Below are 14,954 nucleotides of genomic sequence, written 5' to 3' on the forward strand. Positions count from 1 at the left end.
TGGGGAGAACACCGCACCATGTATTCGCACGCCGTACCCTATCCGGTCCGGGAGGCTGTCCTGCTCGATGCCCTTGGCATTGTGGATCTGGCCGCTGTTGCTGTCTTTGCCATTACCGGTGCCCTGGTTGCGGCACGGCGCGAAATGGATCTTCTGGGCTTTATCCTGGTGGGTACCGTGACCGGCATCGGCGGGGGGACCCTGCGCGACCTGGCCTTGGGTGTACAGCCGGTGTTCTGGGTCAGCAGCCCGGGGTATCTGGTCGTCTGTATTGTGGCTGCCGGCATGACCTACTGGATGGCCCGGTTCCTGGATTCCCGCTATAGCGCCCTGTTGTGGGCCGATGCTGTTGGTCTGGCCCTGTATTCCGTTATCGGGGCCTTCAAGGCCGAACTGTTCAATGCCGCGCCGGTGGTGTGCGTGACCATGGGCATGATGACGGCAGCCTTTGGCGGCCTGATGCGTGATATTATCTGCGGGGAACGGTCTCTTCTGTTCAATCCGGAGATCTATGCCACGGCCGCCCTGGCAGGGTCGGTAGCCTTTGTGGCATCTGCCGGGCTTGATATCCCGGTGGAAGCCCGTGCCCTTGCCGGGTTCTTTGTGGCCCTTGCCTTGCGGGCGGGGGCTATCCAGTATGGCTGGACCCTGCCCAAATACGTTCACCCCGAGCCTCCGCCCCGGTCGGGGGAGGGTGTGGACCATGGCTGATCACGGCTTTTTGCATACAGGATGCTGTGTCCGGGCAAGGCAACAGTTGCCATTGTGGCGCGGATGGAATACCTCTGGGCGGCGTTCCTGATGTCTCTGCTGCTGCCCGGATCCCGATGACCCCATGCGTCTGATACGCCACTGTCACGAAGTACCGCCGTCCCTGCGCGGCATGGTCATTGCCCTTGGCAACTTTGACGGTGTGCACAGGGGCCACCGTGCCGTGATCGGTGCGGCACTGGACCAAGCCCGTTCCATGGGCCGTGCGGCGGCCGTCATGACCTTTGATCCGCATCCGCGCCGTTATTTCCGGCCCGATCTGCCGCCCTTTGCCCTCAGTTCCCTGCGCCAGAAAGTACGCCTGATCGGGGAAACCGGGGTTGACCTTCTGTGCGTGTTGCGCTTTGGTCAGGCCCTGGCCGGATTGAAGGCGGAGGATTTTGTGGATACGGTCCTGGTGCGCGACCTGGGTGTATCCGGTGTTGTGGTGGGGGATGATTACGCCTTTGGCAAGGGGCGTGCGGGCGATGTCACCCTGCTGCGTACATTGGCGGCCAGTCGTGGTTTTTCCGTGACCAGTGTGGCCCCGGTCTGTATGCCCGACGGGACGATCTGCTCCTCTACCGCTGTGCGTGAGGCCCTGATGGCCGGTGATGTAGAGGGGGCAACCGCTTTCCTGGGGCGCCCGTGGGAGCTGGAGGGTCGGGTGTGTCGGGGGCAGGCCCGTGGCCGTGTCTTGGGTTTTCCGACCGCCAATGTCGATCCCGGTGCCCGCACCCGTCCGGCCCGGGGGGTGTATGCCGTGCGCGCGGGCCTTGACCACGACGGGGAAACCCGCTGGTATGACGGCGTTGCCAATTACGGGACCCGCCCGACCTTTGGCATGACCGATGATGTTCTGGAGGTTCACCTGCTGGATATGAACAGGGATCTGTACGGCCAGCGCCTGAGGGTGCAGCTCCTGGGGCGCATCCGTCCGGAGCAGGCTTTTTCCGGTCCCGATGCCCTGAAGGCCCGTATTGCCGCTGACATCGATGCCGCGCGAATTATTCTGGCCCGTGGTGCCGTAAACCACACCGCCTGCCCCTGTTGCTGTACACTGTTTGCCGAATACCGGATAAGACCATGACCGCCGATTACAAGAATTCTGTTTTCCTGCCCCGCACGTCCTTTCCCATGCGGGCAGGTCTGCCTGCCCAGGAACCCGGACACCTGGAACGCTGGAACCGGATAGGGCTGTATGCCCGCCAGCGTGAACAGGCGCATGGGCGTCCCCTGTTCGTGCTGCATGATGGCCCTCCGTATGCCAACGGCCACCTGCACATCGGGCACGCCCTGAACAAGATCCTGAAGGATGTGGTGGTCCGCTCGCGGCAGATGATGGGTTTTGACGTGGACTATGTTCCGGGGTGGGACTGTCACGGCCTGCCGATTGAATGGAAAATCGAGGAAGAGTACCGCGCCCGCGGCCAGAACAAGGACGATGTGCCGGTGGTGGAGTTCCGGCGTGAGTGTCGCGCCTTTGCCGAACGCTGGATCGATATCCAGCGCGAGGAATTTCGCCGGCTGGGCATCGGCGGGGACTGGGACAGGCCCTATACCACCATGGCCTATGCGGCCGAGGCCCGCATTGTGGCCGAGCTGGGCAAATTCCTGCTGGATGGCAGCCTGTACCGCGGTGCCCGTCCGGTGCTGTGGTCGGTGGTCGAGAAGACCGCCCTGGCCGAGGCCGAGGTTGAATACAAGGACCACACCTCCACCACCATCTGGGTCCGCTTCCCGGTGGTGTCGGCCCGCGTGCCGGCCTTGCAGGGGGCGGATATTGTCATCTGGACGACAACCCCCTGGACTATCCCCGGCAACCGGGCGCTGGCCTGCGGGGCGGATCTGGAATACGGCGTGTACCGTGCGACATCCGTTACGGATGGTGCCCTGGTGTCGGTCGGGGACCGGCTGGTCCTGTCCACATCCCTGGCGTCTTCGGTGATGGAAACCGGCCATTTTGAGGCTGTCTGCGAGGCCAACCTGGGCGGGGCTGACCTTGATGGTGTGCTGTGCGCCCATCCGCTGCGGGGGCAGGGGTATGACTTTGACGTACCGGTGATGATTGGTGACTTTGTGACCGCCGATCAGGGAACCGGGATTGTGCACCAGGCTCCCGGCCATGGCGAAGACGATTTCTACCTGTGCCGGTCCAAGGGAATTCATCCGCCGGACATGGTTCTGGATGGCGGGACTTACGCCGATACCATTCCCCTGTTTGCGGGGCAGCATATCTACAAGATCGCGCCGGTGATGGTTGATGCCCTGACGGCTGCCGGCAAGCTGGTGGCGCATGGCAAGCTGGTGCATTCCTACCCCCATTCGTGGCGGTCCAAGGCACCGTTGATCTATCGCGCCACGTCGCAGTGGTTCATTTCCATGGACAAGACCGGCCTGCGTGACAAGGCTCTGGCTGCTGTTGATGCCACCCGCTTTGTGCCGGCCATGGGGCGCAACCGTCTGCGGTCGATGGTGGAACAGCGTCCGGATTGGTGCGTATCCCGCCAGCGCAGCTGGGGCAGCCCGGTCACGGTGTTTGTCAACCGCCATACAGGGGAGCCCCTGCGTGATCCGGCGGTGATGGACCGTATCGTTGCCGCCGTGGCCGAGCGTGGCGCCGATGCCTGGTTCGAGGACAACCCGCAGGATTTCCTGGGTGATGCCTATGACCTGAAAGACTATGAACAGGTGCGCGACGTGCTGGATGTCTGGTTTGATTCCGGCTGCACACATGCCTTTGTCCTGGAGGACCGGGATGGAAGCGCGTGGCCGGCAGACCTGTACCTGGAAGGGTCGGACCAGCATCGCGGCTGGTTCCAGTCATCCCTGCTGCAAAGTTGTGGAACCCGTGGCCGGGCGCCTTACAAGGCGGTGCTGACGCATGGCTTTACCCTGGACGGGCAGGGCCGCAAGATGTCGAAATCGATCGGCAATACGGTGGCGCCACAGGATGTGGTGAAGGAATACGGGGCCGATATCCTGCGTTTGTGGGTTGCGTCCACCGATTACATGAACGACCAGCGTCTGGGGTCGGAGATCCTGAAGCAGACGGCGGAAAGCTATCGCCGCCTGCGCAACACCCTGCGCTATATGCTGGGGGCGCTGGATGGCTTCTCTGCAGCCGAGGCCGTGACCGATGAAGCTTCCATGCCCGAGCTGGAGCGCTGGGTCCTGCATCGTCTGACCGAGATGGATGCCATCGTTCGCCGCTGCTGCGACGATTACGAATTCCAGACCCTGTTTGCCGAGCTGACAGCGTTTTGTACCAACGATCTGTCCGCGTTCTATTTTGATATCCGCAAGGATCTTCTGTACTGCGGCCATCCGCAGGATCCGGAGCGTCGGGCCTGTCGTACGGTGATTGACCGTTTGTTCAACACCCTGGTGCGCTGGATGGCGCCGGTCCTGTGCTTCACGGGCGAGGAAGCGTGGCTGTGCCGTCATCCGGGCGATGACAGTTCGGTCCACCTGACCGGGTTTGAGGCGGTGCCCGGACACTGGCGCGATGATGCCCTGGCCGCGCGCTGGGCTGCCGTGGCACGTGTTCGCCGCGTGGTTCTGGGGGCGCTGGAACAGGCCCGCAATGCCAAGGTCATCGGGGCGTCCCTGCAGGCCCATGCGGTGGTGTATGCACCGGCAGAGGTGCAGGATGGTATCCGTGCCTATCCAATGCACGATATTTGCATCACTTCGGCCCTGACCCTGTCATCCGATCCGGTTCCCGATGCGGCCTATACAGTGCCCGAGATTCCGGGCGTGGGTGTGGTCATCGAAACAGCAACCGGGGAGAAGTGCCAGCGGTGCTGGAAGGTTCTGCCCGATGTTGGTTCCCACCCCCGTGAAGGGGTGTGCCAGCGTTGTGATGATGTTCTGGCCCGGACGGAACCCGCCTGATGCCTGAAACCCCGTCCCACGTCCCTTTTGCCCGGCCTGGCGCCTGGCGCTGGTTTGTGCTGGTGTCCCTGTGCCTGGTGCTGGATCAGGCCAGCAAGGCGTGGGTGGTGGCGTTCTCGGGCGGGCTTCCGATGTCGGTCGAGGTGCTGCCGTTCCTCAACCTTGTCATGGCCTGGAACCGCGGTGTCAGTTTCGGGCTTCTTGGCGACAGTGGCCTTGGGCCGTGGCCGCTTCTGGTCATGGCTGTCCTGCTGGCCGGGGTGCTGGGTGCATGGATGCTGCGGGCTTCCCATTGGCTTCTGGCCTGTGCGCTGGCGCTGATGACCGGTGGCGCCCTTGGCAACGCAATTGACCGCGTACGCTGGGGTGCTGTGGCTGATTTTTTGGACTTTCATGTTCTGGGCTGGCATTTTTGGGCGTTCAATCTTGCCGATACGTGGATTTCCGTCGGGGCGGCGCTGCTTGTTGCAGACAGCTTGTTTCGACGCGAAAGCTGACGTACAACCAGAAACGTAAAACCCGGAGGTTTAAGTGATGTTGCGTCGGCTTTCCCTGTCCCTTTGTATTGTGGCTCTTGCCGGCGGCGGTTTGTCCGGTTGTGGCAGCGAGACCCGTCGGGCTCTTGGCCTTGACAAACGGTCGCCCGATGAATTTGCCGTGGTGTCGCGCGCACCCCTGACCGTTCCGCCTGACTTCAGGCTGCGTCCGCCCGAACAGGGTGCCCCCCGTCCCCAGGAGATATCAACGTCGGACCAAGCCCGTGATGCTGTCTTTGGTGGTCGCGCCCAAGCACGCCGGGTTGCCACAACCCATGGGGAAGGCGCCTTGCTCAAGCTGGCGGGGGTGGACCAGTCTGTTCCCGGCATTCGTTCGATTGTAGACCGCGAGACATCGGTCTTTGCGCGTGAGGAGAAGACCTTTACCGATCGTCTGGTTTTCTGGCGCGACCCGGAACCAACCGGCACCATGGTTGATGCTGCGGCCGAAGCAAAGCGGCTGCGTCAGAACCAGGCGCTGGGCAAGGCGGTGACCGAGGGGGATACCCCGAAGATTGAACGGCGCCAGCGTGCTCTTCTGGAGGGGCTTCTCTAGGAGCCTCCGGTTCGGAGCCGTGTGGGGATTTTGTGTGCGGCGGCCGGTCTGTTCCGGTCGCCGCATTGCATATGGCCTGACCGGCAAAGGGAAAATCTGCGTATCTTGTGTTCCTGTGACATAGTTCTGCCGGAATGTGTTGTCTGATTCCATGTTCGCCAATCCGGTCGCACAGGGGCGGGGCGGCCAGAGTCAAGGAGTTGACCGTATGGTCCTGAGCAAACTGTTTTTAAAAAGCCTTGTTGTGGCGGCCGTGGCTGTTCTGGTCCTGCCAGCCGGGGGTGTTCAGGCACAAACAGCCCTGCAGACCCAGATCCAGGCATCCCGTATCGGGGTTGAGGCCCCGAAGGTCTATAACGCGTCTACTTTTACGCTGGACAATGGCCTGCAGGTGGTGGTGGTGGAAAATCACCGGATGCCGGTCGTGTCGCACATGGTGTGGTACAAGGTTGGTGCGGCCGATGAACCACCGGGTCAGTCCGGTCTGGCCCATCTTCTTGAACATATGATGTTCAAGGGGACAGAGACCCTGAAGCCCGGCGAATTTTCAGCGCTTGTTGCCCGCAATGGCGGCCGGGAAAATGCCTTTACCAGCTCTGACTATACGGCCTACTTCCAGAATATTGCGGTTGATCGCCTGCCTTTGGTCATGAAGCTGGAAGCGGACCGCATGCGCAATCTGGCCTTTGATGAAAAGGAATTCCTGACCGAACGGGATGTCGTGATCCAGGAACGCCTGATGCGTACAGAGAACGAGCCCGACGCCCAGCTGTATGAACGGGCATCCATGGCCCTGTGGGTCAATCACCCCTACCGCAACCCGATTGTTGGATGGATGGACGAGCTGTCGGCGCTGACGCGTCAGAATGCACTCGACTTTTACAAGAAGTGGTATGCGCCGGATAATGCGATCCTTGTGATCAGTGGTGATGTGACCGTGGATCAGGTGCGCAATCTGGCCGAGACCTATTACGGGTCCCTGTCCCGTGGGCCGGGCGTACAGCGCCTGCGCAACCGTCAAGCGCCTCCCGATGCTGTTGTGCGGGTTGATATGGCTCATCCCAATGTGACCCAGCTGCGCTGGGGGCGTCGGTACAGGGTGCCAAGCATCAATACGGCCCCGGCGCGCCAGGACACACTGGCCCTTTCGGTCCTGTCGGATATTCTGGGTGGCGGCCAGCTTGGCCGGCTGTACCGGGATCTGGTGATCAAGCGCAAGCTGGCCGTTGATGCTGGCGCATCCTATGATTCGTTGGCTGTGGATGATGGTGTGTTTGACATTTATGCCATGCCCCGTCCGGGTGTGTCCGTGGCCGAGCTGGAAAAGGCGGTTGATGAGGTCGTCCAGGGGCTGCTGCGCGATGGCCTGACCGTGGCCGAGGTTGAAGACGTCAAGACCCGCATGCAGGCCGGGGCGATCTATGCCCGCGACAGCCTGCAAGGACCGGCCTATCGCATCGGCATGGCCTTGAGCGTCGGTGATACGCTGGAATCGGTGGAAACATGGCCTCAGCAAATCGCCGGGGTTGGTCGTGATGATGTGATGAAGGCTGCGCGTACCTGGCTGCGTGACCAGGCTGCCGTGACCGCTGTCCTGAAACCCGGAGGCAGGTCATGAGTGGTTATGCCGGTGTTTTGCACAAGGGAGCTTTTGTGATGGGAATTGTCCGTTCGCACGGTCTTGCCGGCCTGGTTCTTCTTTTCCTGCTGGCTGTGGCCGTTCCGGCACGGGCCTTTACCGTGCAACAGGTTGTCAGTCCCGGCGGGATATCTGCCTGGCTGGTCGAGGATCATACCCTGCCTGTTGTTTCTGTGGCCTTCGGGTTTGCGGGCGGCGCGGCAACCGATCCGGTCGGCAAGGAAGGTCGTGCCTACATGACCGCCGCCATGCTGGGGGAGGGAGCCGGCAAGCTCGACAGCCAGGCTTTCCGCAGGGTGCTGGAAACCCAGGCCATCAATCTGGGCTATGGCAGCAGCATGGACGCAACAACCGGCTTTCTGCTGACCACAACGGGAACGCTGGACGAGGCCTTTGACCTGTTGCGCCTGACGCTCACCGCGCCGCGCTTTGACAAGGCTCCCCTGGAGCGTCTGCGCCACGAGTACACGGCATCCCTGTCCCTGAAGCAGGAAGATCCCGGGGACGCTGCCGGGCGGACCATGACGGCCCTGCTGTTCGGTGATCATCCCTACGCCCGTCCCCTGGAAGGAACGCCGCAGTCCATCCGTTCCATGCGGGTGAAGGACTTGCGGGCCCATATGAAAAGCAGCATGACCCGCGACCGCCTGAAAATTGGCGTGGCCGGGGATCTGACCCCCTCGCAGCTGGGGACTTTGCTGGACCAGACCTTTGGATCTTTGCCGGCAACCGGAACGGCGCCGGCCATTTCCCCTGTTGTTCCAGCCCTGGACGGACGTGTCACGGTGGTGGACATGGATGTGCCCCAGTCTGTGGTCCTGTTCAACGATCAGGGTATTGATCCCCGCGATCCGGATATCTATGCCGCCATGCTGATGGATTATGTTCTGGGGGCAGGGTCCTTTGCGTCCCGCCTGATGAATGAAGTCCGCGAGAAACGTGGCCTGGTATACGGGATCAGCACGTCCTTGCGAGGGCTGGACAAGGCGTCTTTCCTGTCCGGGCATTTTGCCACATCGGGGGACAAGGTGGCCGAGGCCATGGACCTTGTGCGTGCGGAGTGGCGCAAGATGGCCGAGGATGGTGTGACCGAGGACGAGCTGGATGCAGCCAAGGCCAACCTGGCCGGCTCCTGGCCGCTGGGGATGACATCAACCGGCAACATTGCGAACCGCCTGTATGACTGGCAGGCCTATGATCGGTCGCCGGATTACTTCAATGTGCGCAATGCCCGCCTGCAGGCCGTGACCAGGGAGGATATCAAGCGTGTTGCCCGCCGGATCCTGGATGAAAAGCGTCTGACGTTTGTGATTGCCGGGCGTCCACAGGGGGTGGAGTCAACCCCCGCGCCCTGATACGTTTCCGGAACCGGACCTGCAGAAACAGCAGGTCCGGTTTCCGTTTTGCACCGGTGCGGCAGACAAGACAGGGCGGTTATTCCGGCGTATTATGCGCCCGCCATTCTGTTGTCCTGTTCTTCCGGAGCTGTCATGTCCGTTCTCCTCCAGACTGTTTCCCGCGATGCCCTTGGGGTGCATGCCGCAGCATGGGCCGACCTGCACCTGCGGTCGCTGTTCGATACAGATCCGGACCGGGCCGCCCGCTACAGCCTGGAGCTGGACGGTCTGTTGCTTGACTATTCACGGAACTACATCACCGACCAGACCCTGGGGCTGTTGTTCGACCTGGCGCGCGAACGCCGGCTGGAGGCAGCGCGTGACCAGATGTTTGACGGGGTTGCCATCAACCGGACTGAAAACCGTCCCGTCCTGCACACCGCCCTGCGCAATCGGGCATCGGTTCCGGTTCTGGTGGATGGTCAGGATGTGATGCCCGATGTCAACCGGGTCCTGGCCCGGATGAAGACGTTCGTGGGGGCCGTGCGTGACGGGATCTGGCGCGGGGCGACCGGCCTGCCGGTTGAAACTGTTGTCAACATCGGTATCGGCGGGTCCGATCTTGGCCCCCGGATGGTCACACGCGCCCTGTCCCCATGGCAGCGCGATGACCTGAGTGTGCATTTTGTATCCAATATCGATGCAACCGACCTGATGGGGGTCCTGAAGAGCTGTCGGCCGGAAACAACCCTGTTCATCGTGGCCTCCAAAACCTTCACGACGGAAGAAACGCTGACCAATGCCCACACGGCGCGGGCCTGGCTGGTGTCTGTTCTGGGGGAAGCAGCGGTGGACCGCCACTTTGTGGCCGTGTCCACCAACACAGAGGCCGTTCGCGCCTTTGGCATCAACCCGGCCAACATGTTCGGGTTCTGGGACTGGGTTGGCGGGCGTTACTCCCTGTGGTCCGCCATTGGCCTGCCGGTGGCCCTGGCCATCGGGTTTGACCGTTTTGAACAGTTGCTGGACGGGGCAGCGGCCATGGACACCCACTTCCGGACCGCGCCACTGGAACGGAACATGCCGGTGATTCTCGGCCTTCTGGGGGTGTGGTATACAACATGGTTCGGAGCCCCGGCACACGCGGTGCTGCCCTATGACCAGTACCTTGAGCATCTGCCGTCGTACCTGCAGCAGCTGGACATGGAATCCAACGGCAAGACCGTTACGCTGGAGGGTATGCCGGTCGGGGGACACACCGGCCCCATTGTGTTCGGGCAGGCCGGAACCAACGGCCAGCACAGCTTCTATCAGTTGCTGCACCAGGGCAGCTGGCTGATCCCGTGCGACTTTATTGCGGCGGCCACATCGTACAATGCGGTTGGCGATCATCACCTCAGGCTGTTGAGCAATTTCTTCGCCCAGCCCGAGGCCTTGATGCGGGGCAAGACGGAAGAGGAGGTGCGCGCTGAACTCAGGGACAGCGGCCTGTCGGCCCCTGCCGTGGACAGTCTGGCGCCGCATCGCGTGTTTTCCGGCAACCGGCCCAGTAACTCGATCCTGCTGCGCAGCCTCGATCCCCGTACCCTGGGGATGCTGATCGCCCTTTATGAGCACAAGGTGTTTGTCCAGGGGGTGATGTGGCAGGTCAACAGCTTTGACCAGTGGGGGGTGGAGCTTGGCAAGCAGCTGGCCCGCGCCATTGTGCCGGAGCTGGTGGGACAGGAGCGTGTGGACAGCCACGATGCATCCACCAACGCCCTGATCAACCGCTACAAGGCCTGGCGCGTCCCGTCATGAGCATCCGCCTTCTGCCATCGGTCCTGGTCAACCGGATTGCAGCCGGCGAGGTGGTCGAGCGGCCGGCCTCTGCCGTCAAGGAACTGGTGGAGAACGCCATCGATGCCGGGGCGCGCCGGATTGATGTGACCATGACCGACGGTGGCCGGGCGGTGATTGCCGTGGTGGACGACGGGCGCGGCATGACGCCGGAGGAACTGCCCCTGGCGGTGGAGCGTCACGCCACATCCAAGCTGCCCGGCGATGATCTGCTGGACATTGCCTTCCTGGGCTTCCGGGGAGAGGCTCTGCCATCGGTTGGATCTGTGGCCCGCCTGACCCTGACCAGCCGTCCGCCGGGCCAGGACAGCGCTTGGTCGTTGACTGTTGATGGCGGATGCAAGGGCGAGCCGGTGCCCGCTGCCCATCCTCCCGGCACCCGGGTGGAGGTGCGCGACCTGTTTTATGCCACCCCGGCCCGGCTGAAGTTCCTGAAAGCACCCCGCACGGAATTCCTGCATGCCCAGGACGTGATCCAGCGTTTGGCCATGGCCCATCCCGGGATTGCGTTTTCCCTGACCGGCGACGGGCGCACGGTTCTGCGGCTGCATGCCGGGGCTGGCCTGGATCCGGAAGCTGACCGCCTCAAACGGCTGGCGGCGGTGTTGGGGCAGGATTTTGCCGACAACGCCCTGCCGGTGCAGGCGGTGCGGGAAGGGGTCCGCCTTGGCGGGTATGTCGGTCTGCCGACCTTCAATCGTGGCAATGCAACGTACCAGTATATGTTCGTCAACGGGCGCCCGGTGCGGGATCGTTTGTTGTCCGGCGCGGTGCGTGGCGCCTACCGGGATTTTCTGGCCCACGACCGGCACCCGGTCCTGGCCCTGTATCTGGATCTTCCGGCAGAGGAAGTGGACGTCAACGTCCATCCGGCCAAGGCCGAGGTGCGGTTCCGTGATCCGGCACTGGTGCGCGGGTTGATTGTCGGGGCCATCCGCCATGCCCTGAACGGGGCCGGTCACCGGGCTTCCACCACGGTGGCGGAGCAGGCCCTGGCCGCCATGACCCGGCCTTCGGCAGGGGGGCATCATCCGTCTTCTTTCCTGCCCGGGCGTTCGGTGGTGTCAGCCCGGGCGATGCCGCCTGATCCCGCCTTGTCCGGCCTGTCCCTGGCGGCACAGGCTCCGGCAGCGCTGCCGGGTATGGCCGATAGTGTCGGGCTGCCGCACCTGGATGACAGGCCATCGGCCCGGCCGGTTCCGGTATCCGACCCCGGCGATGCGACCGTGGCGGCATCCTGTCCGTTGGGCGTCGCCCGTGGGCAGGTGCACAACACCTATATTGTTGCCCAGACCGCCGATGGCCTGGTGATTGTGGATCAGCATGCCGCCCATGAACGCTTGGTCTATGAACGCATGAAGCAGGTTCTGGACCGGGAAGGGGTTCGTCGCCAGATGCTGCTGATCCCCGAAGTGGTGGATCTGGACGAGGCATCGGCCACCCGCCTGTGTGCCCGGGCCGACGAACTGCGTGAACTTGGCCTGGTGCTGGAACCCTTCGGGTCCGGCGCCGTGGTGGTGCGTGAAATCCCGGCACTGCTGGGGGATACGGATGTCCACGGACTGGTGCGGGATCTGGCCGATGACCTGGCTGATCTGGGTGAGGCTCTGGCCCTGAAGGAGCGTCTGGCCCACGTGTGCGGGACCATGGCCTGCCACGGCAGTGTCCGGGCCGGGCGTGCCCTGCGGGCCGAGGAAATGAATGCCTTGCTGCGGCAGATGGAGCAGACCCCCCATTCCGGGCAGTGCAATCACGGCCGCCCGACCTATGTGGAGTTGAAACTGCGCGATATTGAAAAGCTGTTTGGCCGCCGCTAGGGGAAAAGGGGAGGAGGCCCGATGCTGCTGGAAGCCCTGCGTCATGCCCTGATCCGCTGTCCACCGCCGCTGAAGGCGATGGGCGTTCTGTATGACCTTCTGGCCTTGGAAAGCCGGTACCGTCGTTGCCGTGCCGCGTGGGAACCTCACCTGCAGCAGGCCCGCGACGGTATGCTGGATCTTCTGGGATCGCCGACCGGCGGAGGGTGTGTGGCCGTTCTGGGGTCGGGCCTGTTATTGGATATTCCGCTTGATGAACTGTGCCGGCGTTTTGACCGGGTTGTCCTGGTGGATTTATTCCACATGCCTGCCGTGCGGCGGCGCTGTGCCAGCCTGCCCGGAGTGGAGCTGGTCGAGACCGACCTGACCGGGGTGATGGCGCACTGGGGTGCCGTCCAGTCCGGACAGGAGCTGCCGGTTCCGGTTCCGGTGTTGCCGCAGGCTGATGCGGTCATCAGCGCCAATATTCTCAGCCAGCTGTCTTTTCGTCTGGCCGGGCATGCCTTTGCCACCGGATTGTGGACCCCCGATGCCCTGTCCCGTTGGGAATGTGCGCTGAAGCAGGCCCATGTCGATGCCCTGTCCCGGCATCAGGGTGGGCCTGCGATCCTGCTGACCGATCACACCCGTATCCTGCGTTCCGTTGTCAACGGAGAGGATCTGACCCGCTCCCCCCTGCTGTCGGGCGTTATCTTGCCGGAGGCCGTGTGTCAACGCACATGGGCGTGGACCATCGCTCCGGCCCCGGAAGAAAGCCGTCGCCACGATGTGGTGCATCAGGTGTGCATCGGTCGTGTTGATGCTGCACCCCCGCCCCCTGTGCAGGACAGCGGGGTTGCAGCGTCTGTTCAGACCAGGTAACGCCGGGTCAGGTGGGCCTTGAACACGCCGCTATCCAGCGGTTTTCCGGTTGCCTGGACCAGCAGTTCGCGGGTGGACAGGCTGGATGCCTTCTCGTGCACGTTCGGGCGCAGCCAGGCCAGCAGTGGCGCAAAGTCCCCCTCCGCAAGGGAGCGGGGAATGTCCGGGTTGTGCAAAACGGCGGCAGCATAAAGCTGGGCGGCGGTCATGGCCCCCAGGGTATAGGTTGGGAAGTAACCGATCAGCCCGTCAAACCAGTGCACGTCCTGCATTACCCCGTGGCAGTGGTCGGGAACCGGAATGCCCAGAAGACGTTCGAACCCTTCGTTCCACGCGCCGGGCAGGTCGGCAACCTCCAGCGTGCCTTCTACCATCGCCCGCTCCAGGCGATAGCGCAGGATAACGTGCAGCGGATAGGTAACTTCATCCGCATTGACCCGGATATACCCGCGCCTGACCTGGATGGCGCGGCGGTGCTGGGCTTCGTCCGTCCAGTTGTCACCGTTGACGCCAAAGCGTTCACGCACCAGCGGGCCGAGGAAACTGAAAAAATCCCGCGATCGTCCGGCCTGCATTTCCATCAGCAGTGACTGGCTCTCGTGCACACTCATGCCACGGGCCAGCCCCACCGGCTGCCGCCGCCATGCTGCCGGCAGGCCCCGTTCATACAGACCATGCCCGGTTTCATGAATCACCCCCATCAGGGCGCTGGAATAGTCTCCGGTATCGTAACGGGTGGTAATGCGCACATCCCCCGGGGTTCCACCACAGAAGGGATGTGCCGATACGTCCAGCCGTCCGTGCCGGAAATCAAACCCCATGGCCTGCATGATCGTTCGTCCCAGCGTTTCCTGGGCTGTCCGGTCATAGGGGCCGGGCGGGATGTCCGCAACGTCTCCCTGATGATCCAGCACCGCATCCAGGAAGGGAGGCAGGAATGATTCAAGATCGGCAAACAGCGGGTCGATTGCGGCGCAGGATCCGCCGGGTTCAAACTGGTCAAGCAGCGCATCATAAACGGTGCAGCCCATTGCCTCGGCCTTGGCCTGTGCGCTGTGCCGGGTCAGGGCCACAACCTGTTCCAGCGCCGGGCGAACCGCTGCAAAATCAGACTTCGCCCGCGCCTGGCGCCAGATTCCCTCGCAGGATGAAACGGCACGGCTGGTGGCTTCGACCAGATCACCGGGGACCGCGGTGGCATGCGCCCGGGTCCGGCGCATTTCCCGCAGGTTTGCGGCCTGCCAAGGGGTCAGGTCAGCTTCTGCTGCCTGTTCGATCAGATCCCCCACATGCGGTGCCGTGATCATGTCGTGTGCCAGGGCGGCCAGGGTCGCCAGCTGTTCGCCGCGGTCTGCCCCGCCCCCCTCGGGCATCATGACCGATGAATCCCAGTGCAGAAGCCCTTCGGCTTCCTGCAGGGCGGCAAGGCGGGCAAACTGTTTTTCCAGGGAATGATAGGCATCCATGGCCCGGGTCATCGTGGCGGGTATCCTGTTCGGCAAGGGTGGAAACATTCGTGTCCACAGGGTAGTCTGCTTCCCCCGTCTTGAGAACCCCACGCAGAATAAGGATATTATGCTATGTCTGCTCCCGGTGTTGCGGTTGTCCTGTCCGGTTATGGTGTGCGTGACGGGGTTGGAACCCACGAGCCGGTGCGGGCCTGAGAGACAGGGTGCGGTGGACAAAACATCTTGCATTTGTGGCGCGTTGCTGGTGAACTGC

The 14,954-nt window shown here is 63.0% G+C and carries 11 protein-coding genes; 10 read left to right on the top strand and 1 reads right to left on the bottom strand.

The window, feature by feature from the left end; genetic code table 11:
- The first annotated feature begins 18 nt into the window (after window positions 1–18).
- From HEQ72_RS03215 to HEQ72_RS03260, 10 genes are all read left to right on the top strand, one after another.
- Window positions 19–711, top strand: a complete 693-nt coding sequence (locus HEQ72_RS03215) for a trimeric intracellular cation channel family protein (protein ID WP_168020312.1) — start codon at window positions 19–21, stop codon at window positions 709–711.
- A gap of 124 nt (window positions 712–835) precedes the next feature.
- Window positions 836–1,840, top strand: a complete 1,005-nt coding sequence (locus HEQ72_RS03220; RefSeq protein WP_168022542.1) for a bifunctional riboflavin kinase/FAD synthetase — start codon at window positions 836–838, stop codon at window positions 1,838–1,840.
- Complete coding sequence (ileS, locus tag HEQ72_RS03225; RefSeq protein WP_168022543.1) at window positions 1,837–4,647, top strand: isoleucine--tRNA ligase; 2,811 nt, start codon at window positions 1,837–1,839, stop codon at window positions 4,645–4,647. The genes HEQ72_RS03220 and ileS overlap by 4 nt, the downstream gene beginning before the upstream one ends.
- Window positions 4,647–5,144, top strand: coding sequence for a signal peptidase II (lspA, locus tag HEQ72_RS03230; protein WP_168020309.1), 498 nt, complete (start codon window positions 4,647–4,649; stop codon window positions 5,142–5,144). The genes ileS and lspA overlap by 1 nt, the downstream gene beginning before the upstream one ends.
- 37 nt (window positions 5,145–5,181) lie before the next feature.
- Entirely contained in the window at window positions 5,182–5,739 is a 558-nt protein-coding gene (locus tag HEQ72_RS03235; RefSeq protein WP_168020308.1) for a DUF3035 domain-containing protein, read from the top strand.
- 208 nt (window positions 5,740–5,947) lie between these two features.
- A complete protein-coding gene (locus HEQ72_RS03240; protein ID WP_168022544.1) occupies window positions 5,948–7,357 on the top strand; it encodes a M16 family metallopeptidase in 1,410 nt (469 codons plus the stop codon).
- Window positions 7,354–8,733 carry a M16 family metallopeptidase gene (locus tag HEQ72_RS03245; protein WP_168020306.1) on the top strand — a complete coding sequence of 460 codons (1,380 nt, stop codon included), beginning with the start codon at window positions 7,354–7,356 and terminating at the stop codon, window positions 8,731–8,733. Before HEQ72_RS03240 ends, HEQ72_RS03245 begins: the two co-directional genes overlap by 4 nt.
- A gap of 135 nt (window positions 8,734–8,868) precedes the next feature.
- A complete protein-coding gene (gene pgi / locus HEQ72_RS03250) occupies window positions 8,869–10,515 on the top strand; it encodes a glucose-6-phosphate isomerase (RefSeq protein ID WP_168020305.1) in 1,647 nt (548 codons plus the stop codon).
- The gene (gene mutL, locus HEQ72_RS03255) at window positions 10,512–12,371 is read left to right on the top strand and encodes a DNA mismatch repair endonuclease MutL (protein ID WP_168022545.1); all 1,860 of its coding nucleotides are present in this window, start codon (window positions 10,512–10,514) and stop codon (window positions 12,369–12,371) included. The genes pgi and mutL overlap by 4 nt, the downstream gene beginning before the upstream one ends.
- Before the next feature lie 21 nt (window positions 12,372–12,392).
- Window positions 12,393–13,232, top strand: coding sequence for a hypothetical protein (locus HEQ72_RS03260; RefSeq protein WP_168022546.1), 840 nt, complete (start codon window positions 12,393–12,395; stop codon window positions 13,230–13,232).
- Here the strand turns inward: HEQ72_RS03260 and HEQ72_RS03265 are convergent.
- Window positions 13,220–14,710, bottom strand: coding sequence for a carboxypeptidase M32 (locus HEQ72_RS03265; protein WP_168022547.1), 1,491 nt, complete (start codon window positions 14,708–14,710; stop codon window positions 13,220–13,222). The genes HEQ72_RS03260 and HEQ72_RS03265 overlap by 13 nt on opposite strands.
- Window positions 14,711–14,954: the final 244 nt, after the last annotated feature.

The sequence above is a fragment of the Haematospirillum sp. 15-248 genome, assembly GCF_012102665.1.
In the GTDB taxonomy this organism is placed as follows: Bacteria; Pseudomonadota; Alphaproteobacteria; order Rhodospirillales; family Rhodospirillaceae; genus Haematospirillum.

Bases quoted from the DNA above. Each gene is read 5' to 3' on its own strand.
- HEQ72_RS03215 (WP_168020312.1), top strand. From the start codon at position 19: ATGTATTCGCACGCCGTACCCTATCCGGTCCGGGAGGCTGTCCTGCTC.
- HEQ72_RS03220 (WP_168022542.1), top strand. From the start codon at position 836: ATGCGTCTGATACGCCACTGTCACGAAGTACCGCCGTCCCTGCGCGGC.
- ileS (WP_168022543.1), top strand. From the start codon at position 1,837: ATGACCGCCGATTACAAGAATTCTGTTTTCCTGCCCCGCACGTCCTTT.
- lspA (WP_168020309.1), top strand. From the start codon at position 4,647: ATGCCTGAAACCCCGTCCCACGTCCCTTTTGCCCGGCCTGGCGCCTGG.
- HEQ72_RS03235 (WP_168020308.1), top strand. From the start codon at position 5,182: ATGTTGCGTCGGCTTTCCCTGTCCCTTTGTATTGTGGCTCTTGCCGGC.
- HEQ72_RS03240 (WP_168022544.1), top strand. From the start codon at position 5,948: ATGGTCCTGAGCAAACTGTTTTTAAAAAGCCTTGTTGTGGCGGCCGTG.
- HEQ72_RS03245 (WP_168020306.1), top strand. From the start codon at position 7,354: ATGAGTGGTTATGCCGGTGTTTTGCACAAGGGAGCTTTTGTGATGGGA.
- pgi (WP_168020305.1), top strand. From the start codon at position 8,869: ATGTCCGTTCTCCTCCAGACTGTTTCCCGCGATGCCCTTGGGGTGCAT.
- mutL (WP_168022545.1), top strand. From the start codon at position 10,512: ATGAGCATCCGCCTTCTGCCATCGGTCCTGGTCAACCGGATTGCAGCC.
- HEQ72_RS03260 (WP_168022546.1), top strand. From the start codon at position 12,393: ATGCTGCTGGAAGCCCTGCGTCATGCCCTGATCCGCTGTCCACCGCCG.
- HEQ72_RS03265 (WP_168022547.1), bottom strand. From the start codon at position 14,710: ATGACCCGGGCCATGGATGCCTATCATTCCCTGGAAAAACAGTTTGCC.